Here is a 24,403-nt window from a genome sequence, read left to right as displayed (position 1 = left end):
TGGCCGAGGTTCCACTGGCGGGACCAGGGCAATGTTTGGATCGAGCGCTGGACATGGCTATTTTTTCTCCGCCGACAAGACGCGAATCATGATCGGTTCCGAGACGACGATATCGGCGATCCCCTTCGGCTCGGAGGCTGCCGCCGCTTTCTTGGCTTGTTCGGCCGCCGTGTTCAGCGCCGCCATGGCCGTCTTTTGCTTGGTGGCCATTTGCTTGCACGCCTCGTCGGCTTGCACCTTCTTTTCGGGCGGGGCAGCTTTGGCCGCGGCGTCGAGTTTTTTCGCCTCGCTGTCGAGCGCGGCGACCTGGGCCTGGGCGTCGCGCTGTTGGGCTTCGGCCTTGACCGCGGCCTCGGACCAGGGACGATACTTGGCGACCGTGCCGCCGTACAAGGCGATCAGATAATCGCCCGGCGGCGTCTTGAGCGCGGCCAGATCGAACACCACTTCGGTCTTGTCGGCGGCGAGCGACACGCTCACCGCCGCTGACTGTTCAAAACCAGCGCCAAAGACACGCATCGAAATCGCGTTGGCATTCAGCTCGCCGCGGCGAACTTCGGTGAGCGGAATCGTCAGCTTCGTGCCAGCCGGCGCCTCGAACGCTTCGCGCTTGGCCGCGGCCAAGGTTACCGGCGCCAACTCTTCGCCGCTGGTCGAAACGGGCACATCGGCCATCAGCCGCGGGTAAGGGAGTTCGCCCCAGGCATCGGGCACGGGCCAGGCCATCGTCGCCAGCCGACACGGCCGCGCGACTTCGACGCCGTCGATCTTGGCGCGACCAAGGAAGTTGGCGCTGGCATACCCGTGCGAGGCGTGCTCGTCGGCGGTCACCAACATGATGCCGCGCGACTTGCCGGCCGGAATCTTTAGCCCCGTGGCACGAACGCCCGAGGGCAAGCGGTCCATGGCAAGTTCGATTTCTCCGTCGAAGCCATCGCGCCGCACGACCACGACTTCGAGCGCCATCGTCGCGCCGCCACGCAGGGCAATCGGCTTGGAAAGCGCGTTGCGGTCGCCATTGCGCAGCTCCATGTGCAGCGGCCAGGCGACCAAGGCGAAGTCGGGCGCTGCCTTGCGAATCACCAACCGATAAACATTGCGCGGATCGTTTCGCGTGCCGCCGAACAAATCGGACAACGACAGCCGATGACGGCCATCTTGCTGGATGACTACTTTGCCCAGCACGTCGGCCGAGCCGGCGTTGTAAGGAGGACCATCGTACGCATAGCCGTTGCTCGAAATCTTGACCGGGCTGGGAATGTCGCTCAGCTCGGCCACATCGGTCAGCTTCTCGGCGCCATCGGCCGTGCCGACATGTTGCACCAGCGCGGCGGGATCGGTCGGCAGCCCGAACCGCTCGGAAGCAACCTCGACCCACCAGACGTCCCCTTTCTTGGCGTCGAACTCGAACACATCCACATCGGCGGCCGGGAAAAAGCTGCCCGAGATGTCGCAAGGAAGCGTGATCTTTTGCGCCTGGGTGACGTTGTTCGGTTCGACTTCCTGGGCGGCCGCTTGCTCGGCAAGACCAGTGGGTGGCCACGAAAAGGAGTTCACGGTTCGCGTCGCCGGCAAACGCACGATGGGGGCGCCGGGGGCCAACTCCTGCAGCGCCAGGCGATAGAAATAGGCCGGGCCACCTTGGTAGGTCAACTCGTGAACTTTGATCAGGTACTTGCCGTCCTGCGGCAGCGTGAAGTCAAGCGCGCCGCCTCGCCGCTCGACGGCCAGATCGTTTCCTGTCGCGTCGGCCACGATCAGCACGGCCGATAACTTGGAATCGATTCCCTTCGCGCCACAGTCGACGACAATCCGCTGTCCCTTGCGCCCCTCGAACGAGTAGTAATCGATATTGCGCGGGCTGGTCGAGGCGTTGCAAATGGAATTGACCTTCAGTTCCATCGCGGTTTCCGCCGACGTGTTCGCCTTGGTCCGCGCGACCTCGGACAGCGCGCCGACCGAGAAGGCCCGCGATGACGAAAGGCCCAGGCGGGTCATCACGCGGGCCTCGTGCAGCCCCAAGGGGCAATCAGCCGCGATCTTGACCGTGTATTGATTCGGCAGAATCTTGCCGGCCGCGTCTCGCTTGTGCGTAGCGACCAGGCGTGGATCGGAAAACACCAACTCGTCGGCTTGCTGTAAATCGTCACCGGCGATCGTCACGTCGATTTCGCCGCCGACCTGAGCGCCCATGGGCATGGTGGTCAGCAAGCGAGGCGCCGGCAGGCCCACCGGCTGGGCCCACACCAGATCGGTTGGCATGCTCCATGCCAACAGCGTGCCAACGGCGAACAGCGCCAGCGAACGACGGCGCCCGAGCGTGCGAATGAAGTGCGGCATCAGTCCCATAGCATCTTGCCTGGTCATCATCGGTTTAGTGATTGAACTGGAACTCTTTGGTGTTAATCAGCGCCCAGAGCAGATCCTGGAAGTTCTCGCGCGCCACTTGTTGCGGATCGATCGGCTTGCCGTTGACGTCGGTGCGCGCTTCGGCCAGGTAGTCCGTCGCGGTCTTCAACTCATCGGCCCGCGGCTCGCGCGAGAACGCCAGCAGGTACAACTCGCGAATCTTGGCCTCGGCCGGCCGGTCTTCCTTGGCCAGCCGCTGCGCCCGGCCGGCCGCCGCCGTGAGCTTGGCCTTGATATCGGCGGCGTTAATCAGGTGCAGGCTTTGCGCCAGGCTCGACGATTGAACACGTTCGCATTCGCAAACGCTTTCCCCGGCGGGGCGACCAAACACCTTGAGGAACGGCGACGATTGGTTGTAGCTGCTATCGGGCAGCGCAATGGCGTGGGTGCCGGCAGGCAAGTTGGCGAAATCGGTCTGCGCCCCCGCCAGCCGGTCGATCGCGTCGAGCATCACTTCGGCCGGCAGCCGGCGGGGATAGAACCGCGAATAGTTCTGCCGATCCCCCAGGTTGTATTCGTTCGGCTGCGAGCTGAGTTGATAGGCGTTGGACCGGACGATGGTGCGGACCAACGCCTTCAGGTCGAACTTGCTCTTGATGAAGTGCTGTTCCAGCGCCGCCAACAGTTCGGGATTGGTGGGCGGGTTGGTGTCGCGAATGTCGTCCTCGGGTTCAATCAGCCCGCGCTGAAAGAAATGCTTCCAGTAGCGGTTGACTAGCGACTTGGCAAAGAACGGGTTGTCAGGCGAACTCATCCAATCGGCCAGCCGCAGCCGCGGGTCTTCGTCGGGAGCGATGCTCGGCATGTTGTCCCCGAGCGCGGCCGGCTTCAACTGGTGGCCGGTCTTCACGTTGGTCGCCGTGGCGAGCCCGCGCTTGTGGAAGATCAGATCTTCGTCGCGCGTCAGCGAAGGCTTGCGGCCGACCTGGCTGAAGAAAGCGGTCAGAGCGTAATAGTCGTCCTGGCTCCACTTCTCGAACGGGTGATGGTGGCACTGGGCACACTGCATCCGCACGCCCAGGAACAACTGGGCGATGTCTTCGATCTGCTGCTTGGGTTCTTTGACGCGCTTGTACCAGGCCACCGGCGGATTGCCGACGATCGTGCCCGTGGCGGCCAATAGCTCGCGCACGAACTGATCGTAGGGCTTGTTGGCCAGCAGGCTGTCGCGCACCCAGGCATGAAAGGCAAAGTTCGCCACCAGGTCGCTGGCGTTTTCGCGGCGGTTCTTCAACAGCGCCGCCCATTTGCCGGCGAAATAGTCGGCGTAGTCCGCGCTGCCCAACAGTCGATCGATCAGCCGGTCGCGCTTCGCGGCATCGCCATCGGCCAGAAACGCCGTGGTCTCGGCCTCGGTGGGCATCCGACCGGCAATGTCCAACGTGACACGCCGCACGAACGTGGCATCGTCGCAAACAGGCGAGGGCTGCACGCCCAGCTTCTTGAGATTGGCGAACACCAGGTCATCGATAAAGTTGCGCGACGCCGGCAATTGATCGACCGGAGAGCCCAGTGGAATCGACACGCTCAGCACGGCCACGCGCCCCTGGTAACGCACCATCACCGAGGCGTTGCCGGCAATATCCAGCACGCGAACCAGCCCCTGGCCCGAAACTTCGGCCAACGCGCGGTCGCTGGTTTCGTAGAGGGCCATGCTCGTAATGTCGCGGACGCTGCCGTCCGAATAGCGGGCCAGCGATTTGAGCTGCTGTTGCGAGTTACGCGCCATCGATGCGCGAGACGGTTCGATTTCAAGCGCGGACAGGGTGGGGCCCGTCGGTGGATCGAACAACGCCCCTTGGCGAATCCACTCGCGCAACACGGCATAGCCTTCCGAACTGCGGTCCAGGCGCACGCCACCCCCGTGTGGCAACTGACCCGAAGCCTTCAACAGCAGCAGGCTGCGGTCGGGAGCCGGCAGGAAGATGCGCCGGCCGCGACCTTCGTGGGCGATGTGATCGTAATCTTCGCGCGGCTCGTAGCCGAACAGCGACAACTGGAACCCGTTCTGACCCTTGATCGCCTTGGCATGGCAGACCCCGGCGTTGCAACCCGCCTTGGTCAGGACCGGCACGACTTCATTGATAAAGCTGACTGGCCGATCGGCAGCCGAAGCCCCCGGGGCCAAGCCCAGGCAGACACCAAGCGCCAATAGGGCTCCCCATAAGAACATCGGGAGCGTCGTTCGACTGGTCGAGGTCGACGGGAAAGACATTCGTCTCGATCCGAAGTGAATGCAGTTGGTGGGAGTTCAAACAGGCGGGGGCTTGGTGTTTGATCCGCTGGGCTGGGGACCAGGGAACCACCAAGTTCATCGGTCAATTTTAATGAGTCAGTGTGGACTCGATCAATCACATTCGCGTTATAAGATTGCCGTTGCAGACCAGTAGCGAGATGCAAGTTGTTTTGCAGCATCCACTTGCGAATGCTATCGCGGCATCCGGCCAGGTTTGCCATCTGTGCGGAAATCGGCGCCGCAGCCGAGAAAAGAGCGGGCCGTCAAAGTGACTTCAAGTACGCGACCAGGTCGGCAAGCTCCTGCTCGCTGAGCGTCTTGTCGAGCCCGGTCGGCATGATCGACAACTCGCTCCGCTGCATTTGCTCGACCGCCGCGCGCGGAATTCGGTAGGTTTTGTCGACACCGGCCGACAGCAAGATTTCATCGGGGCGGTCTTCCAACAACACTCCATTCAACATCCGCCCGTCGGTGGTGGCCACGACCCACGATTCGTAGCTTTGCACCAGCGACGCGCTGGGAAACAGTATCGACTCGATCAGATCCCGTTCGGTGCGACGCTTGCCGACTCCCTGCAGGTGCGGCCCCGTCACCCCGCCGACGTGCGCCGCCTTGTGACACGAAGCACAAGCCGCCTTCTGGCTCAAAAACACCTGGATGCCACGATGAGGATCGGCGCTTTGCAACAGGGTCAACACGCGAGTCGCCTTGGCCAGTTGCTCGGCCTGGGCCTGTTCGAGCCGATCGAACAGCGGCTGGGCTTCCTTGAGCACTGGCTCGCTGAACGTGCCCAGCACCGTGCGCAGACGAAAGGCGTTCAACCCGTCGGCTGACGACGAGCCCTGCAGCGATGACACCAGCCGGCGTCCCAGCGCGTCGTCCGCTTGCCCCTGGAACAAAGGCAGCACGACGTTCAGTTCGGACAGTGCCAGGTTCTTCAAACCGCCCGCCAGACGTGACAACTGGTTAGCGTTCAGTTTGCTCCGGGCCAACGCCTCAGCCGCGCTGGTGCGCAAGGCCAACGGTTGATCGGGCGCCAGGTTCAGCAGCAGAAACCCAAACAACTCGTCGTCGATCGCGCCGAGCGACTTGTCGCGAATGCCCGCCAGGGCGCGAACTCGCGCCTCGGGGGCAAGCTGAGCGTCGCGCGCCGAAGCGAGCAAGCCGGCATTGAGCGCCTTGTAAAGTTTGCGCCCGGCGTCATCGCGCGTGGCCACCGGAGGCATTTTCGCCAACGTGGCGATCAACTGCGTTGACAGTTGCCGATCGGCCGGCTGTTGCAACATGGTCAACAGCGCCTCGACCCACTGGGGCTCGGCAAACTGGCCGCCAGCGTCGCTCATGGCCTCGAGCAGCAGCATCCGCGTCTCGGGCGCTACCTGGGCGGCGGTCAACTCGGTCACCAGCCAACTCGACAAGCCGGGCGCTCGGGCCAGCTTGGCCAAACGCTTTTTCAACACGGCGCGTTCGTCCGCGCTCGCGCTGGTGTTGGCCAGACTTTTTCTCAGGCGTTCGGCCAGCAGTCCGCCCCACTCCTTGGCATGTCGCGACACGATCCACCAGGAGGCATCCTGCATCCGCTCGTCGGCGGTATCGAGTTCGGCGATCACTCGTTGCGGATCGAGAGTTTTGGCGTGCATTTGGTCCAGCGCAATCAGCGCGCCTCGGCGGACAGCGACGTTGCGGCTTGTCAGACCTTGCGACGTGGCATCGGCGTCGGCAATGTCGATCAGAGCGTAGATCAACGCGTGCTCCAAGAATCGATCAGCCGGAGTCGACAGACCGGCCAAGAGGGCTGGCACCGCGGCACGGTCGTGCAGACGCCCCAACGTCTCGGCCGCCAGTCGACGCTCGTGGGGCGTGCCCGAGGCGAGCATCTTGGTCAGCGTCGGCGAAGCCGCCGGATCACGGTGCAGGCTAATCGAGTTCAGCGCCGCTTGGCGGACTGTTACATCGCGATCGGCGAGCGCTTCGCGAACGAGCGCCCGCGCCTCGGGGCCGGCGATGCGCGTCGTTGTCCAGACCGCGGCACAGCGGGCTTCGACCGACGGGCTGTCCTTCAGCGTGGCTTGCAACGCGGGGAGCGCGTCCACTCCGCGCCCGGCAAGTTGCTCGGTCGCCTGGCGACGTACCGCGGGACGCGCGTCCCCCAGCATCGTCGCCAACGCATCCGGCGCTAGATTGGCAAAAGCAACCGTGGCCCCGCGTGGGTCGGCGACTTTCGCGGCGTTCGATTTTCGGACCCGGTAGATCGCGCCGCTGACGTCGGGGCGATAGAACGTCGACGACGGACAACAGTGCAAGTACCAGCCGCCGGTTTCGATGACCAGCAAACTGCCATCGGCGTCTTCGAGCACATCGGTCGGATGAAACGCCACATCGTCACAGACCAGGAAGTCCTCGTCGCGCGATGCGTACGTCGAGCCCGACGGCGCCAGCGCGTGGCGCATGACCTTATGACCACTGAACAGGGCCGAGAACAGATTTCCCTGGTATTCGCGACCGAGGACCGACGATTCATTGCACATCAGCCCCGCCGGCGACATCGCCCCCCAGCCGGTCAACGGCGGCATCAAGTCGGGCCCCGTCCACGGGTACTCGAACACGGGGCCAATGTCTTTGGGGTGAACCGCGCCATACACGGCGTGCAGAATGCCATCGTCGCGCGGGGTGCCCAGCATCTGAAAGTTGGTGCAGGTGACAAACCGTTCGCCGTTGGCGGCAAAGGCGATCTCGACCGGGTTGTCCATGCCGCCGACCATCAAGACATCGACATCTTTTCCGTTTGGCGGGCGGCGCAAGATGTGTCGCGCGGCGCTGGTCCAGGGTTTGCCGTCGCGCGAGTAAGTCTGGGTCGCCGGCCCCTTGCACCAATAAACGTTGCCGTCGGGCCCCAGGTACGGGCCGCGCAGGTCGTTCAGACAGCCCGTCACGGCGTCCGTTTTCACCCATTCTTCGCAGCGTTCGGCCACGCCATCATCGTCGGCGTCAGTCAATTTCCAGATCACCGGCGCGGCCGCCACGTAGAGCGAGCCATCGAGCCAGCAGCTTCCCTGGGGCATCATCTCGAACTCGGCGAACGTCGTGCGGCGATCGAACACGCCGTCGCCGTTCGAGTCCTCGAGCCGAACGACGCGATGCCGAGTTTCGATGGGCTGGGGCTTGTTCCACTGGGCCGTGCCCGATGCTTCGCAAACGTACAGCCGGCCCCGTTCGTCGAAGTTGGCGCAGACCGGATACTTGACCAGCGACGTGTCGCACGCCAACTCGACGGTGAAGCCATCCGGCACACGGATCGTGTAGCCGCGCACCTGGAACTCGGCGGTATGGGCCAGCGGCGCGCACGCCAACCAGGCCACACTCCAGAACGCGAACCCAAGCAGCGCTCGCTGATTTGACACGGCAAGTTCTCCGTAACGGCAGGATTCAGGGCGGGATGACGCGAAGGGGGAAGCCAGTATCTCAGTCCGCGAGCTTGGCGACAACCAGTCGCGATCAAGGAAGCACGTATACGTCGATGTGGGAAGCGTGGTCCCCAGAGACGTACACGCGCTGGGCCGCCGCTTCGAACTGCTCGGGCTTGGCGCTGTAAATATCGGTGAACGTCTGTGGATTGCGATCGAACAGGGGGAACCAACTGCTTTGCACCTGGACCATCAGCCGATGCCCAGGGCGAAACACGTGGGCCACGTCCTGCAAGGTAAACCGCACGCGCGTCGGTTCGTTCGGCTTGAGCGGAGTGGGCTTCTCGAAGCTGTCGCGGAACTTGGCACGCATGATGTCGCCGCGCACCAACTGCTGATAGCCTCCCAAGCGTACGTTGGTCGGATTCGGGTTTGGGTCCGCGAGGTCGTCGGGGTAGACGTCGATCAGCTTGACGACGAAATCGCTGTCGGTGCCCGAGCTAGATATCCACAAGTCCACTTCTAGCGGGCCAGCCAAGGTGATATCTTCGGGCAACTCATCCGTGGCAAAAGTCAACACATCGGTGCGACGCGAGGCAAACCGCTGGTCGGCGGTCATGTAGTCGACCGCCATGATGTTGCTGATCTTGTCGGTGTGAGGAACCGGCCTGGCGGGGTCGCTGACGTATTGTTCAAAGACGTCTCCCTTGGGTGACGACTCGAAGCCGAGGCCACCCTTGGCCTTGAGGTAAAGCGTCCGCTTCACGGCTTGCTGGGGTGGCCAGGCATCGTAGCGGTGCCATTCATTGGTGCCGGTGTGAAAGATCCAGGCTTCGGGATGGTCCTTGGCCCCTTTGTCCTTCAGATGACGCTCAAACCAGTTGAGCTCGATCGTTTCGCGGTAGAACTCGCTGGTCTTGCTGTTGAACGTGGCGTCCCCCAGCCGATCGCCGTCGCCGCGTGCCCAGCCGCCGTGCGACCAGGGACCCATCACCAGGGTGTTGTTGGTCTGGGGGCTTTGTCGCTCGACCGCGCGATAGGTTTCGAGCGCGCCGAACAGATTCTCGGCGTCGAACCAGCCGCCGACCGTCATCACCGCCGGCCGAATGTCCTGCAAATGGGGCCGCAGGTTGCGCGCTTTCCAGAATTCGTCGTACGTGCCGTGCCGCATCAATTCGTGCCAGAAGGCCACCTCATCTTTCATATGCACCAGATTCGCCTTTGCCAACGGTCCCATCCGCAGGAAAAAGTCATACCCATCGGGCGTGCCGTGCTCGAACGGATAGTCGAACTTCTTGGTCGGCTCGGGGCGCGGGCGGCCGAACTTGACCATGAAGTTAAACGCATGCGTCAGGTGCAAGGCGCCGTTGTGGTGCCAATCGTCGCCGATGAACCAGTCGCAAATTGGCGCCTGGGGCGATACGGCTCGCAGCGCCGGGTGAGCATCGATCATTCCGGCCGACGAATAGAACCCAGGGTACGAGATGCCGTACAAGCCCACGCGGCCATTGTGTCCCTTGACGTGATTGATCAGCCACTCGATCGTGTCGAACGTGTCGGTGCTTTCGTCGATGTCGGTCGGCTTCGCCTTCCGGGCCAGGTGCGGCCGCATGTTCTCGTGATGCCCCTCGCTCATCCAGCGACCGCGAACGTCTTGATAGACGAAGATGTAGCCTTCCTTGGTGAACAGCGGCGAAGGGCCGAGGTCGTTGCGGTACTGGTCCGCGCCATAAGGGCGCACGCTGTACGGCGTGCGCGTCATCATGATCGGGTAGGCCTGGCTCTTGTCCTTGGGGACATAGACCGCGGTGAATAAGCGTTTGCCGTCGCGCATCGGAATCCGATACTCGTACTTCGTGTAATGGGCTTTGGTGTACTCCAAACCCACGACTTCGGCGCTCAACGCAGTGGTGGCCGCGGCGCTGAGGACGCCGATCAGAACAAGGAGGAAGCGAGTGCGATTCGGCATGATGCGTAAGCTCAGGTGGTGTTGAATCTCATGGTGTTCAGCGAGCACGCGAGGCGTTGATCGAATGTGCAACGAACCAGGCGAGCACGCCGTCACTTCACGCCGCTGATGTCGATCAGGTAAAGCTGTCGGCCGCGTCCTTCGTGGGCCGAGTCGATGCAAACAAATCGCTCGTCCCGGCTCAATCGCGGGTGATTGTCGACGCGCCACTCCCCTTTGTACTCCTCGGGGGACGGAAAGTGCCCCACGTCGATGCGGCGATTGGTCGCAATCTCGTACAGGTGCGGTGTCTGCAGCCGCTTGGCCCCTTGCGGGTAGGTGTCGTTGAGAATCCACTGGTTGTTGCGCAAGTAGGTGAGATGCCCTCCCGAGTCGAGCACCCCGTGGCCGATCTCGGCGACGATGCCCGACGCCTTGTCCTCGAACAGAAAGTCTCCCCAGTTGTCGTTGCCGAGCCAGCCCTTGGCCTGTGAGAGAATGTGCGTGGGATCGCGCCAGATGAAGTGCGAGGCATAACCGTTGGGAATCACGATCCGCAAATCGCTGCCGTCCATCGCCGCGGTGATCAGCCGCGTCAAGTGCCCACCCTTGGGCTGCGTCCAGCGGTGCAGCAGGATGAACCGTTCGCCGTTAGGACCGCACAACAGGTGATACGCGTGATGCTTTGACTGGGGCGTGTTCTGAATCACTTCGCCGGTCGTGGCCAATTGGTGATGCGAGATAATAAGCTTTGACGTGCCGGTTTCCAGGTTCACGCGCGTAATGCCGGCGGCCGTCGGCGCCATGTCATCGAAGTAAGGGTCGCGAATGCCCGCATAGCCATAACCGGGGCGACAGTCCGCCACGCGGGCAAAGTCGCACGATACGGCTTCCTTGCCGTTGGGGCTTAAGGCGTAGATCGGACTGGGAATCGTTCGCTTCTCGTTGGTCTTCACGTCAAGAATGTGGGCGACGAACTTGTCGCCGTCGCGGTCGTTCCAGATGACCTTCCATGGCGAACCCGGTATCCATTGCAGCATGCACCCTTGTTGCCAGTTCCAGGCGTTCGACTTGCCCAGCGGAATCCAGCGATCGTTCTCGGCCAGGTCGACCATGCCGACTTGAATCTCGTCCTCGGCGGTCGGTGACCGATGCTCGAACCGCGCGCGGTTACCCAACACGAAGCGATTGTCGGGCGAGAATTGCAGCTTGTCGTAATAGCCAAACCAGTAAAAGCCATCACCCTTGGTGATCGCGCGCACGGGCGGAAGTTCGGCCTTGGCCGCCTCTTGGCCCCGGGCCTGTGCGGCGCTGATCGCCAGACCCGCGGCCGCGACCGATACGAATTGGCGACGATTGAAACCGAGCGAGTGATTCCTGGTCATCCTGGCTGTCCCTGGTAGCTTGGCATGTGGCGATGGCTGGCGTTTGCCAAATCAATCTTAAGCGACGGGCGCGGCCGCCGCATCAGGCGACTTGTTTCAACCTCTGACGGCGGGGTTCAAATGAGGCTGATGAGCGTGGAATTGGTTGCATCTTGGGCCGGCGTCTGGCACGATCGTGGTTCTTGCCGGAACTTCCTGCCTTGCACCCAGCCTGGGGCGACACTCATGCCGTGGCATCATCTTTGGCGCACCGTGTTGCTGGCGTTTGGTTTGATTTGGTTCGCGCCAGCCATTTCGACCGTTGCACAAACGGCGAGCGCGCCGGTATCGCCAGCTCAGGCCGAAATCCTGGTCGGCTACGTCAGTGACGAGCGTTACGTGGCCTTGCCCGAGGTGTCGCTTGAGTTCCAGCGGCCGGGGCAAAGTGTCGAAGCCCGTTCCCGCGCCACCGGCGCGGTCTATGCATCACTCGCGCCGGGCCAGTGGCGGGTGACGCTTTACCGTACGGGCTATGGCTCGAAGAGCGTGATGATGACGGTCGATCCCCAGCGGCCTTATCACTTCCGTTTACTCAGCGATACGCTGTTGGGCTACGCCTGGCCCAAGTGGGTGCGCGGCGGCGAGCAAGCCGAGTTTCGCGTTCACGCGGTCGAGATGTACCAGCTTGAGCTGTGGCGCTACGGCTGGAAGCAGGAACTCGTTCGCTCGATCGGCTGGTTCGATGAGCACGGTCCCCGGGCCACCATGCAAATCACGCCCGATGGTGACTACACGCGCACCGGCGTCGAGTGGAACAAAGTCGGCTACAACAACAATCCCGTCCATCGCCAAATGCAGACCGCGCCGGCGCAGAGCGGCCTGTACTATTTCCACGCCCGCACGCCTTCGGGGCGGACGTTCGCCTTTCCGTGGATCGTCGCGCCGGCCAAACCGACGGCCAAGATCGCCGTGCTGGCCGCGAACATCAATTGGAACTGCTACAACAGCTTCGGCGGGCGGAGCAACTATATCCACTGTGCCGAATTGCCGCCGACGCCGACGGTCAATTCGCGGCAAGACCTCGACCGGTACACCGATCCCGAGCATATTTTCTACGACCGAGAGGATTACGCTCCGCTGTCGTTCGATCGGCCCGAGCCGTTCAACCACATCGACCTGCGCGAGCAGATTACCGATCCGATCGAAGGGCGTCAGGCATGCCATCTGGCCCCGGCCGAGTGGCGGCTGTATGGCTGGCTTGAGCGCGAGTCGATCCCATTTGACCTGTACGCCGAGACGCAACTGCACGACGGCACGCTACGGCTCGACGACTATCGGCTGTTGATTATCCATACGCATCCCGAGTACTGGTCGCGCGCGATGTACCAAGCCGTCAAGCGTTGGGTCTTTGAACGAGGCGGCAAGCTGCTTTATCTGGGTGGCAATGGCCTGAACTGCGAAGTCGAGTTCCCCAGCCCGACGTCGATCATCGTGCGCAACGGCGACAAGCGGAATCAACGCGCCCGGAATCTGGAAAGCCGGATGCACGAGCGCCTGGAAAGCGAGGCCAATCTGCTGGGCGTGGTTTACACCGACGCCGGCGCGATGACCGGCGCGCCGTACCGGGTGCTCGATCCTCAGCATTGGGCTTTTGCCGGCACCGGACTGAAAGCTGACGATTTGTTCGGTGTTAAGAGCTTGCACATGCGCTGTCCCGGTGGGGCTTCCGGGCATGAGACCGATAAGATCTCTCCCAGTTCACCGAAGAACATTCACTTGATCGCCCAAGGGACCAATCGCGACGACGGCGGCGCACAGATGATCTATTTCGACACTCCCAGCGGCGGCGCTGTCTTTTCGGCCGGCTCGATCAACTATGTCAGCTCGTTGCCGGTCGACGAACCATTGTCGCGCGTCACCAAGAATGTGATTCAACACCTGCTGGAGCCGAATCGTTAAACGAAACATCGTTCGCCGACAACCTGCGTTGGCGGTCGCCCCCTACCCACGAACCTGGTTGAGTAGCCGATGAAGATTGCTCGCATCGAATCCTACACGGTTCGCGTGCCGCTCGTGCCCGAGCGGCGAATGATCTCGAGCCTGGGCTCGCACACGGTCAGCAATTATGTGCTCGTCCGGCTGTTGACCGACGATGGTGTCGAGGGGGCCGGCGAAGCGACCGCCACCCCGGCGTGGAGCGGAGAAACCGTCTGGGGGTGCCAGGCGGCGATCGATCGGGTGCTGGCGCCGCCGCTGATCGGTTGCGAAGTGACCGACATCGCCGAAATCGCGCGGCGGATGGACGCCGTCTGCAAACACAACTGGTTTGCCAAGTCGGCGATCGAGATGGCGTGCTGGGACGCCTGGGGCAAAGGGCAAGCCAAGCCGGTCTACGAGCTGCTAGGCGGAGCCTGCCGGGCGCACAAGTTCAAATGTCGCTTCTCGATGGGGGCCTATGACCTGCCGCGAGCGCGGCGCGTGGCCGAGGAGCGGATCAAAGCTGGCTTTACCACCATCAAAGTAAAAGTCGGCGGCGAGTCGGACGACGACCTGCAGCGCGTGCGCGCCGTGCGCGAGGTGATTGGCCCTGACCGGGCGCTGGACATCGACGCCAACTGCGGCTGGTCGGTGGAGACCGCCATTCGCAAGATTCGCGCGCTGGCCGATTGCCGATTGGCGGTCGTGGAACAACCGACGCCCGATGGCGATTACGAAGCCCTGGCCCGCGTGCGGCACGAAACCAACAGCGTCGTAATGGCCGACGATATGTGCTTCGACCTGGTCCACGCGCGCGAGTTGGTGCGGCATCGGGCCTGTGACATCCTCAACGTCTATCCCGGCAAGCAAGGGGGCATTGCCAAGGCCAAGCGGATGGTCGATTTCGCGGCCGAGCACAAGATCGCCTGCACCATCGGCTCGAACCTGGAGTTGGACGTCGGCACCGCCGCCATGGGGCACCTGATCGTCGCGTGCCAGAACATGCAGGTCGAGAAGTACCCGGGCGACGCATTGGGGCCGATCTATCACGAGTTCTCGGTGGTGAAGAAGCCGGTCGTGATTGAAGGGCCGTTTGTCACGGTGCCCAGCGGCCCGGGGCTAGGCGTTGAGGTCGATTGGGATGTCGTGCGCCTGCACCCCGCGGCCGACTAAGCACGCCACGTAGCCCGTTGTCGCCGGCAAGTACCTGGCCGATCACGTCGTTTGTAGCGCGAGGACTGTCATGTTGAATCGTCGGCGTTTCATTCAGGCCAGCGGCGCGTCGATTGCCGCTTCGCATTGGGCCAACCCCATGGCGATGGCCCAAGGGCCGCGCAGCCAGCCGCCGCCGCGCTCGAAGCCAGCCACGAAGAAGATCGCCGTCGTGGCCACGACCTATTACTACCTATCGCACGCCTATCACATCTGCGGTCGCTTCTTGCACGGCTATCTGCGCGACGGCCAGATGCACTATCCTGACCACGCCATCGCGGGCATGTTCGTCGAGCAACAGAAGGCAGGCGATCTGAGCCGGCCGCTGGCCGCGCGGCACGGCTTCGCGCTTTACCCCGACGTGGCCCAAGCGTTGACCCTGGGCACTGATAAGCTGGCCGTCGATGGGGTGCTGTTGATCGGCGAGCATGGCGACTACCCGTACAACGCCAAGGGCCAAAAGCTGTATCCGCGCTTCGAGCTGTTTCAACAGATCGCCGAGGTGTTTCGCCGTTCGGGGCGCGGCGTGCCGGTGTTCTGCGATAAGCACTTGTCGTACGACCGGGCCAAAGGCCGGGCGATGGTCGAGACGGCGCGCGAGTTGAAGTTTCCGCTGTTTGCCGGTTCGAGCCTGCCGGTCACGTGGCGTCGGCCCGAACTGGAGTTGCCGCTGGGCGCGCCCGTCGAAGAAGCCCTGGTCGCCTCGCGCGGCGAGATCGAGCTGTTTGGCTTTCACGCCCTCGAAGCGTTGCAATGCATGGTCGAGCGCCGCACTCGTGGCCAGCAAGGGGTCCACGCCGTCACCTGCTTAGAAGGGGACGCCGTCTGGCGCGCCGGGGACGCCGGTCTTTGGTCGTGGGAACTGCTTGAACACGCGCTCGGACGCAGTCCTTCGTTGAATGTCGGTAGCGTCCGCGAGAACTGTCGACATTATGTGTCGCGTTTCGCCTCGCCCGCCAACACCAAGGGGCCGGCCGCGTTCCTGGTCGAGTATCGCGACGGGCTCAAAGCCACGGTGCTGATTCTGAACGGGCACGTCGACGACACGACCTTTGCCGCGCGCGTGCGCGGGCAAGCCAAGCCAGCTTCGACGCTGTTCATGCTGCCGCCGCCACCGGGGGCCGACTTTCTGGGCGCGCTGACCAGCAAGGTCGAAGAGTTCCTGACGACAGGTCGCGCCCCCTATCCGGTCGAGCGGACGATGCTGACTGGCGGCATCCTGGACCTGGCGCTCGAATCACGCCACCAGGGGCACAAACGCTTGGAAACGCCCGACCTGGACGTCAGCTACGCCCCGCCTGCCGATTCAGGCTTCATGCGCGGCGGCGAGACTCACCCGACGTAGGCGACGACCTGGCCAGATGGCTTAGATCAACTCCTTGATCGCCGAGGCGCGATCAACCAGGAACTGTGGCCGGCCGGTCAGATCGCGCAGCGTCACCGCGTCGACGTCGATTCCCAAGTTGCGATACAGCGTCGCGAACACTTCTTTGAATTGAACTGGGCGATCCTGAGCATGCTCACCCAACCGGTTCGTTGAGCCGATCACCTGACCCGTGCGCATGCCGCCACCCGCCAACATGGCGCACGAAACCGCGGGCCAATGATCGCGGCCACCGTTGGCGTTGATTCGCGGCGTGCGGCCAAATTCGCCCCACACCACCACCGAGACGTCGCGTTCCAGACCGCGCTCGCGCAAGTCTTCCAGCAACGCCGTGATCCCTTGATCGAATATCGGGAAGTGATGCCGGGCGTTCTCGAACGTCGTGCCGTGAGGCCGACCGTGCCAGTCCCAGCGACCATAGGCGACGGTGACACAGCGGGCGCCGGCTTCGACCAAGCGGCGCGCCGTCAGGAAGTACTCGTTCATGATCGGCCCGGCATCGCCATAGCCAGCAGGCTCGGGCGATCCATAGCCGTAGCGCTGGCGAACGCGACGATCTTCACGTTCGATGTCGAGCGCCTGGGCCAGTTTGCTGGAAGTGAGGATATCGAACGCTTGTTGATTGAACGTATCGAGCCCCGTCATGAAGCCTTGGCCGTCGGCATCGCGTCGGAAGCGGTCGACGCTGGCCAATAGCGACTGCCGATCGTGCAACCGGTCGACGGTGATGCCGTTGAGGACCATGTCGTCGTGCGCGTCCCCGAGCGTCCGGAAGGGACCGTGCGCCACTCCCAGAAAACCCGGCTGGCCCGGGTCGGCCCAAAACTGCCCTTTCATCTTCGGTACCAGGCTGACAAACGGCGGTATGCCAGGTGCGGCCGCGCCGCGCAGCTTGGACAGCGTGGCGCCAAGCGACGGCCAGCCACCTTGCGGCTGTGACGCCACGCCGTGGCCGGTCAGACACTGAAACGCCGCGTGCCGCCCCTCGGAGCCAACCATAGAGCGAATCAGCGCCACGCGATCCATCATGCCCGCCAGTCGCGGCAGATGTTCACAGATTTGAATGCCGGGGACGTTCGTGTCGATGGGGTCGAACTCGCCGCGGATCTCAACCGGGGCGTCGGGCTTCAAGTCGACCAGGTCTTGATGAGGCGGCCCGCCCGACAAGAAGATCATGATCACCGACTTGTTCGACGAGCGGACGCCCGCCCGCGCTTCGGCGCGCAGCAAGTCAGGCAGCGCCAGCCCTCCCATGGCCAGGCCACCGATTCGCAAGAAGTTGCGGCGCGAAACGCCGTCGGGGAATACTCCGCCCTCACGGGTCGCACGACGATGGCAACGTGTCATGGCAACCAATTCCGTTTGAGGATTCTAAACCGGTTCTTCAATCGGCAGGCCGTTATTTGGAGTCGGCGCAGCGCGCCGAAACGGTCACGGGCGACGTCATGCTACGTCTTCTGCCTTTGCATTTTGTAGACACGCATATAGCCATCGGCACACGCCACGGCCACGCGCAAACCATCGGGATGCAACGCCAGATCTCGCCCGACGCCGCTGGCGAGTTTGAACTTGAAGAATTCATTGGCTGCATCGGGCTTCCAGAAGAAGAGTCCACCGCTGGTGCTGCGCGAGCCAGAGACGCCAATCCAATAGCCGTCAATGTGTGGCGCCACCCCCCAGATCACGCCATTGCCGGCTTCCTTGCTGGTGTGCAGCAGCTTGAGCTTGCCCGACTCCCAGTCGATGTCCGCCACGGCCGGGCTGCCGATTCCGGCAAAGGCGTTGGTGACATTGGTGATGCCCCCCGCGGCCAGCAGCTTGCCATCGAGGCTAAACGCCAGCGACCGCGCGCCGCCGATATCGGCGCGGAATTTGGTGTCGTACTTGTACAACGCATCGGCTTTGAAATCGCGCAGGACTTTGCCAGTCGCCAGCTCCCAGTGTTTGAAATTAGCCTTCAAGTCGCACGACACGAGCGATTTGCCATCAGGATGAAACGCCAGATTGTAAACGTGTGATTCGTGTCCCTTAAATATGGCAATCTGGCGGCCATCGGCGGTGTCCCAAAGCTTGACCAACTGGTCGTTGCCACAACTGGCCAGTTGCTTGCCGTCGGCGCTGACGGCGATGGCGCGCACCCAGCCGTTGTGGGCGGCGATCTTGCGAATAAACGCGGGCTTATCGCCCACCGTCTCCCAAGTGAATAGCTGGCCGTCATAGCCGCCCGTGTAGGTCCACTTCCCGTCGGGCGAAAAGGCGATGGCCCGCACCCAACTATCGTGCCCTTCGAACAAGGTCGGCTGCACTTCGACGGGCTTGCCATCGGGGCCCTTGGCCGGCGGCTGATCCGTGAGAGTCCAACGCTGAATGCTGTTATCCTCGGCGCCGGTGAGCACAAAACGCCCGAGCGGATCGAACCGACAGGCCGTCAACGGCCGCGCATATTTCCATTCGACAGCCAGATGCGTTTGCCGCGGATCGGCCTGTGACGCCGTCGGTTCCTTGGGCGAGGACTGGTCCTTCGGCGCCGGTTGCTTTTCTGGCGCCGCGGCGCTGGCTGGCTTTTCCTGGTCGGCGGCGCTCATGCCAGCAACTCCTGAATGGCCGATTTGGCTGGATCGGCGATGGGCAGCTTGCGCCCGCCAATCGTGAACTCGTTCTTGCTATCGACACCGACCGCGCGCAGATAGGTGTGCAACAGGTGACCGTGATCAACCTCGCGATCGACCACGGCGGTGCCGTTGGCGTTCGTCTTGCCCACGACCGCGCCATGTTGCAGACCACAACCCGCCAGCGCCACGCTCCAAGCCGTTCCCCAATGGTCGCGGCCATAGCCGGCGTTGATCTTGGGCGTGCGGCCGAACTCGCTCATGACGATGATGAGCGTGTCTTTTAACAGCTCGCGCTCCGCCAAATCGGCGATCAGCGTGGCGAAGGGGCGATCGAATTCTCCGAGCTGCTCGATGTGAAAGTCGAAGTTTTCGTAGTGGGAGTCGTAGTCAGCGTGATTGACTTGCACGAAGGGGATGTCGTTCTCGATCAGCCGCCGGGCCAGCAGCAGGTGTTGGCCGAATTCGCTCTTGCCGTACTTGTCGTGCTCCTTGGCCGGCTCTTTCGCCAACTCGAAAACGTCGCGTTGCGCGAGCAGTTGTTGGGCTTGTTCGTACGAGAAGGTGTAGGCGTCGGTGTCGGCGCTGCGTCGCTTGGCCGCGAAATGGTCGTTTGCCAACTGGCGGAAGCGGTTGCGCCGGGCATCCGTCGCTTCGGTCAAGTCGGCGGCACGCTCGGCGTATTGGGGGGGCTTGGCGCCGTCGAGTTCGACGGCTGCAAACTTGGGCCCCAGGTACGCTGGCCCAGCCACGCCGCCACGCTCCCCTTTGACGAGGATGTGCCCCGGCAGCGGGAACGATTCCGACGCCAGGGTCTTCGCCGCGAGCGCGCCCAAGTGAGGGTAGTCGGTCCCCGGGGTGCGCGTGCGCCCGGTGAGCATCTCGACTTGCCCCTTGCCGTGGTCACCGTTCTTGGTGTTGATGCCGCGGACCAGCGACAGATGGTGCATCTGCTTGGCGGTGTAGGGGAGCAACTCGCTGATGTGTACGCCCGGCACGCTGGTAGGAATGGCGCGGAACGGACCGCCGGTATCGGTATTCGGTTTCGGATCCCACGATTCGAGTTGGCTGACGCCACCGTGCAAGAAGATCGTCAAGATCCGCTTGTGATTGGTCTTGAGCTGGCTGGCGACCGCCGGCTGGACGAAGCTTGACACGCCGAGCCCCGCCCCGATCGCCCCGACCTGTCCCAGGAACGAACGCCGCGACATCACATGATCGATAGTTCGGCAGGCGTACGGGCATTTCATGGCAATTCTCTCCAGCGTGTGATCGCGCTAGTGATTGAAGCGGAACTCGTTGCTCGACAACAGTGCCCAGGTAATCTCCTGGAGCGCCGCCACGCGTTTGTCCGGTTGCGCTTCCAGAAAGGCGACGACGTCAGCGGTCTCGGCGCTGCTTGGCAGTCGCGAAAAGACGCTCAAATACAATTCTTCGACCAGCAGCCGCTCGTCCTTCTGCTGGTTTAATCGGTCGACCAGGTAACCGGCCTGCGGCTTCAGCCACGCTGAAACCAACGGCCCATTGCCAAAGAACAGCGCCTGGTTCAAGGTCGCGGCAAAATCCTGCCCCGGCTGGCCGCCATAAAGGGTAATGATCGAGTTCAAGTTGCCGCGCACGGCTTCGTACGTCTTTTGCTCGAGCAGCCGGGCCTTGAGCGGTTGCTTCTGCTGGTCTTCCGCCTTCTTCAGTTCTTCGGGAGGCTGCTTCTCGATCGCCGCGGCGCTCGCCGAGCCCTGAGCGGCCAGCGCGCCCGTGGCCTGCATCAGGCTCAACCCAAATTGCTCGGGTGCCAGCGGCTTGAGCGTGGCAACATATCCCAGGTTGGCCCACGATTCGGTCAGGCTGTTCCAGGCGCGCTCGGCCGCGACACGGTCGCTCTTGGCCAGTTGCTGATAAGCGAGCAGCGCCTGGGCGTCGTTTTCGCGGGCGACGCACGTTTTGGCAGCCACGGTTGTGGCGGCCAGCCGGTTCTGGGCGGCCTGTAACTCGGCTTGCAGTTTTTCCAATTCGCTGGTCGCGCCACTCGAAGTTTTCACTTTGGCCAAGGCCTGCTCGGCGGCGCTTAGTTTGGCTGCCGCCTGCTCGGCGGTCTTGGCCGATGCGCTTGCCTTGGTCTGAGCTTGGGTCGCCTCGGCGCGCGTCCGTTGGGCCCGGTCGACGATCTTCCTGGCCGCCTCGACGGCGATTTTATCCGACGCCAACTTGTCGATCACCGCTTGATTGGCGGCGACAGCGGCGTTCAGCAACTGGGCGGCTTCGTCGCGAGTTGTGGCGGCTTGTTGCGCGTCCTGGGCTTCTTTGCGAGCCTTGTCACGCGCCGCGATGGCGAGCTTCACAGCCTCTTCCAACTTGGCCAGTTCGGCGGCCGGCGTCTTGGCCGGCTTCAGGAGGTCGATCGCTGTCGTGATCCTTTCCACCTCGGCGCTGGCGGCGGCGCGGGCCGCTTGACGCTGTTGCAATTCGGCTTCGAACTTGTGCAGGCGGGCGGCAACCTGGTCGACGTTGACCTCCGCCGGCGCTGGAAGTTGACACGAGCGTTGATATGCTCGTGTCAAAACCAACTCGCGCAGAAACCATTTGATGTCGTAACGGCGCGCTCGAAACTCACGCGCCAGCAGGTCCAGCAGCTCGGGCTGTGACGGCGGATTGTCCGAGTGCTGGAAGTCGACCGGGTGGACGAGGCCGCGCCCCATGAGTTGGGCCCATAAACGATTGACGATGTTGCGATTGAAGGCCAGGTTCTCACCAGATTCCAACAACTCGGCAAGTTTCTGTCGCCGGCTGTAACGCGGCACCGGCCGTGCGTCCTTTTCGGGCGGAACCAGATACTCTTGCCCCTTGGCCACCGCCGGCTCGACAATGGCCACGTCCCTAGGCAATCGCGGCTTGACTCCTTGCCCTTCGTCGCCGGTGAACACTGATTTAAAGCTCACATCGCCGTCGGCCTTCTCGGCCATGAGCTTGGGGGCCTTCTTGTCCTTTTTGTCAGTGAACAAGAAGGAGCGATTCACAAACGCATACAAGCCGTAGTAGTCCGACTGAGCGTAATCGTCGACCAGCGGATGGTCGTGGCACTGGGCGCACTGCAAATCCATGCCGAAGAATAGACGCCCGATGTCGCGCGTGAGCAAGTTCGGCTCGACATCACGGTCGAGCAAGAATCGCGACGCAGGTGGATTGGCGCCCTTCACGACATCGGCGCCGATGATCTCGCGAGCCAACTGATTGTAAGGTTTGTTGTCGAGAATCGACTGGTAAAGGTAGCGCTGGAAGTCGGTCGCTTTGACCACTTTGTCGGGACGCCGCTCCATGAGCATGACGTCAAACACCGTCGCCCACCACCGCGTGTACCGTGGGTCGCCAAGCAGTTGGTCGACCAGTCGCGAACGCTTGTCGGCTGATTTGTCATCGAGGAACACGCGAGCCTCGGCCGAGGTGGGAACCACTCCCACCAGGTCCAGGTAAACGCGCCGTACAAACTCGGCGTCGTCGGCCAAGGGTGGCAAAGGGCCGATGGCCGCCGACTCGAGCAGTTGATCGACCTGGGCGTGCAATGCCAGCGCGTCAGCCGCACCGCCAGTTGACGAAAACGACGCCAGGAAAATGGCGACCAGACAATAGCCAAGATGTCGGCCAGCAGGCTGCGACATGGCGACGGTTCCCCAGGCGTGCGGACGGGAAAGGCGGGAATGTTTTCGGGCGGGCAAATCGGCTGGAGGGAGGGGGAAGACGCTTCGACCCGATCAGCAGCAGACGCGGATCAAGTCGATACATCGACACAGCTTGATACGTTAATGCTTTCCGAGGAGAGCGTCAACGGTTTTTTTACCCATCGCAGAAGTTCGTTACGCGGCAACTTCGTTTTAATTAGTGCGCCGTTGCATCCAGACAAAAAACGGCACGCCGGCCACGATCAACATCGTGCCAGCAAGCGATTCGCCTGGGGAGTTAAGCAGCAGGCTTACTAACGCGCCACCAAAGGTCAGCAAATACAACGCCGGCGTCACGGGATAACCCCAGGTGCGATACGGCCGCTTCAGTTCAGGTCGACGTCGGCGCAACACAAACACTGCCGCCACCGCCAGGGCATAGAACACCGAGCCGCCAAAGATCACGAAATCGGTCAGCTTGTTGAATGCGTCTTTCGGTGCCTCGGAAAAGTGAAACGTCCCCACGATCAACAAGGTTGCCCAAACTCCCTGCAGCACAATCGCATTCGCGGGTGTCTCGTAGCGCGAGTGTACCTGGTGGACCGCTCGCGGCAACAAACCATCGCGGGCCATCGCCAGATAGATTCTCGGCCCGGTCAGTACGTTGGCGTTCACCGCGCCGAATGTCGAGCACATCACTCCCAGCGCCACCCAGCGGGCTGCTTCGCTTCCCAGCAGCGCGCGAAACAGATCGAACACGACCGCGCCGCTTTGCGCGATCTCCTGATGTGGCAAGGTCAGGTGGTACGACACGTTGGCCGCCACATAAACGCTGATCACCACGCCCATGCCCAGGATGATCGCCAGCGGCAGATTTCGGTGCGGGTCGCGAATCTCTTCGGCGACGGGCGCGATGTTGATCCAACCATCGTAGGGCCACATCACCGCCACCATGGCCATCCCCAGTCCGCGCCACAGCGACATGTCAACCTGCGCCGGGAATAGCGGCTGTAGGTATTCGCGGTGCGCGCTTCCTAGCGCATAGGGGGCAATGATGATCAGCCCCAAGAACCCCAGCTTGAGCACCGTGGTAATGTTCTGCACCCGCGCCACCCAGCGGGTGCTGACAATGTTGATGGCGCTAAGCGTCAGGACCAGGCCCACGGCGACGGCTTCTTGGTGTAAGCGGCTGAGGGGCGCGAACTGGCCCAGGTAAATCGCCGTCGCGGTTGACAGCGCGCCAATCGAGCCGGTGCGAATCACCCAGAACTCGGTCCAGCCCCACAAGAACGCCGGCAGCTTGCCATAGGCCTCGCGCAGATAGATGTACGGGCCGCCCGCGTGCGGCAACATGGCAGCCAGCTCGGCCAGCGCCAGACTGCCACACAGCGTAACCAGTCCGACGAAGATCCACACACAAACGATCGGCCCGAAGTTGGGCAACTCGGCGGCCGCGATCCCAGGCTTGAGAAAGATGCCGCTGCCGATCACCGAACCAACCACCACGGTGCATGCATCGAGCGGCCCGAGCACGCGCGGCAATGTAGTTACCTGGGAACGCTCGTCCTCCATTGCCGATCGTCCCTTGTGGGAAGAGCAAGTTGCATGGCTCGTGGCGCGCATGCTATTGCACGCCAAACATCGCCCAGAATGCCGCCAGTCTCAGTCGCGCGATCGCACTAGCTCAACATCGCGCCGGCGTCGGGTTGGTTGGCCGAGAATATCATCGCCGCGGCAACGAACACGCCAACGATCACGATCAGGCAGAGCAGACCGATGCCGACCACGGCCCACCACGAGCCTAATTGGCCCCCCTGTGCCACGTGCGCTTCGACTTCTTTCCCTTGCAGCGCCTTGGCGATGTAGAGCATGGCGAAGACCTGGACCAGCGGTAGCGCGATGTTGGGAAAGTTCTCGGGCAGAAAGGAACTGAGCGTCAGCAGCGCCACCGTCGCCAATAATCCCAACACGAGCGCCTGGACGCCGGCCCCAGCGCGACCGGACTGGCGATAGTTCTGGAACAAAAACCAGGTGCCGGCGATCGGTGCGCCGAGAAACGTGGCCAAAGCCACTTGCTGGGGCGAATACAGCTTGTAAGGAATGGCCGGATTGGCGGCCGGGTCCAATTGATTCGGCGGCGCGTAAGGGTTAGTGTCCATGACAGCAAGATAACAGATGTGGTTGATGACGCAATCTTTTCACGATGC

The 24,403-nt window shown here is 62.7% G+C and carries 14 protein-coding genes; 3 read left to right on the top strand and 11 right to left on the bottom strand.

Annotated features, from left to right (window positions below; genetic code table 11):
- Positions 1-57: 57 nt before the first annotated feature.
- The 5 genes from JSS27_14260 to JSS27_14240 all read right to left on the bottom strand — a co-directional run bounded on the left by JSS27_14260 (position 58) and on the right by JSS27_14240 (position 11,382).
- Positions 58-2,328, bottom strand: coding sequence for a PPC domain-containing protein (locus JSS27_14260; protein ID MBS0210108.1), 2,271 nt, complete (start codon positions 2,326-2,328; stop codon positions 58-60).
- Between the two features lie 46 nt (positions 2,329-2,374).
- Positions 2,375-4,582 (bottom strand): DUF1553 domain-containing protein, encoded by a 2,208-nt coding sequence (locus tag JSS27_14255; protein MBS0210107.1) that lies wholly within the window; start codon positions 4,580-4,582, stop codon positions 2,375-2,377.
- 326 nt (positions 4,583-4,908) lie between these two features.
- Positions 4,909-8,046 (bottom strand): HEAT repeat domain-containing protein, encoded by a 3,138-nt coding sequence (locus tag JSS27_14250; GenBank protein MBS0210106.1) that lies wholly within the window; start codon positions 8,044-8,046, stop codon positions 4,909-4,911.
- Between the two features lie 94 nt (positions 8,047-8,140).
- Positions 8,141-10,018, bottom strand: coding sequence for a CocE/NonD family hydrolase (locus JSS27_14245; GenBank protein MBS0210105.1), 1,878 nt, complete (start codon positions 10,016-10,018; stop codon positions 8,141-8,143).
- Between the two features lie 92 nt (positions 10,019-10,110).
- Positions 10,111-11,382 carry a hypothetical protein gene (locus JSS27_14240; GenBank protein MBS0210104.1) on the bottom strand — a complete coding sequence of 424 codons (1,272 nt, stop codon included), beginning with the start codon at positions 11,380-11,382 and terminating at the stop codon, positions 10,111-10,113.
- A 345-nt stretch (positions 11,383-11,727) separates the two neighbouring features.
- On the opposite strand from JSS27_14240, the gene JSS27_14235 reads away from it, so the two are divergent.
- From JSS27_14235 to JSS27_14225, 3 genes are all read left to right on the top strand, one after another.
- Positions 11,728-13,320: a carboxypeptidase regulatory-like domain-containing protein gene (locus JSS27_14235; GenBank protein MBS0210103.1), complete on the top strand. Its 1,593-nt coding sequence runs from the start codon at positions 11,728-11,730 to the stop codon at positions 13,318-13,320.
- 69 nt (positions 13,321-13,389) lie between these two features.
- A complete protein-coding gene (locus JSS27_14230; protein ID MBS0210102.1) occupies positions 13,390-14,511 on the top strand; it encodes a muconate cycloisomerase in 1,122 nt (373 codons plus the stop codon).
- 70 nt (positions 14,512-14,581) lie between these two features.
- Positions 14,582-15,895, top strand: coding sequence for a hypothetical protein (locus JSS27_14225; GenBank protein MBS0210101.1), 1,314 nt, complete (start codon positions 14,582-14,584; stop codon positions 15,893-15,895).
- 21 nt (positions 15,896-15,916) lie between these two features.
- On the opposite strand, the gene JSS27_14220 is transcribed toward JSS27_14225, so the two are convergent.
- The 6 genes from JSS27_14220 to JSS27_14195 form a co-directional block, all read right to left on the bottom strand.
- Positions 15,917-17,281, bottom strand: coding sequence for a DUF1501 domain-containing protein (locus tag JSS27_14220; protein ID MBS0210100.1), 1,365 nt, complete (start codon positions 17,279-17,281; stop codon positions 15,917-15,919).
- A gap of 101 nt (positions 17,282-17,382) precedes the next feature.
- Positions 17,383-18,519 carry a WD40 repeat domain-containing protein gene (locus JSS27_14215; GenBank protein MBS0210099.1) on the bottom strand — a complete coding sequence of 379 codons (1,137 nt, stop codon included), beginning with the start codon at positions 18,517-18,519 and terminating at the stop codon, positions 17,383-17,385.
- Positions 18,516-19,793 carry a DUF1501 domain-containing protein gene (locus JSS27_14210; GenBank protein ID MBS0210098.1) on the bottom strand — a complete coding sequence of 426 codons (1,278 nt, stop codon included), beginning with the start codon at positions 19,791-19,793 and terminating at the stop codon, positions 18,516-18,518. Before JSS27_14210 ends, JSS27_14215 begins: the two co-directional genes overlap by 4 nt.
- A 27-nt stretch (positions 19,794-19,820) precedes the next feature.
- The gene (locus JSS27_14205; protein MBS0210097.1) at positions 19,821-22,196 is read right to left on the bottom strand and encodes a DUF1549 domain-containing protein; all 2,376 of its coding nucleotides are present in this window, start codon (positions 22,194-22,196) and stop codon (positions 19,821-19,823) included.
- Between the two features lie 213 nt (positions 22,197-22,409).
- Positions 22,410-23,768, bottom strand: a complete 1,359-nt coding sequence (locus tag JSS27_14200) for an amino acid permease (GenBank protein MBS0210096.1) — start codon at positions 23,766-23,768, stop codon at positions 22,410-22,412.
- 107 nt (positions 23,769-23,875) lie between these two features.
- On the bottom strand, positions 23,876-24,355 hold the full coding sequence (locus JSS27_14195) for a hypothetical protein (protein MBS0210095.1): 480 nt from the start codon (positions 24,353-24,355) through the stop codon (positions 23,876-23,878).
- Between the last annotated feature and the right edge of the window lie 48 nt (positions 24,356-24,403).

The organism is Planctomycetota bacterium (assembly GCA_018242585.1).
Classification (GTDB): Bacteria; Planctomycetota; Planctomycetia; order Pirellulales; family PNKZ01; genus JAFEBQ01.
This window is presented reverse-complemented; position numbering and strand designations above follow the sequence as displayed.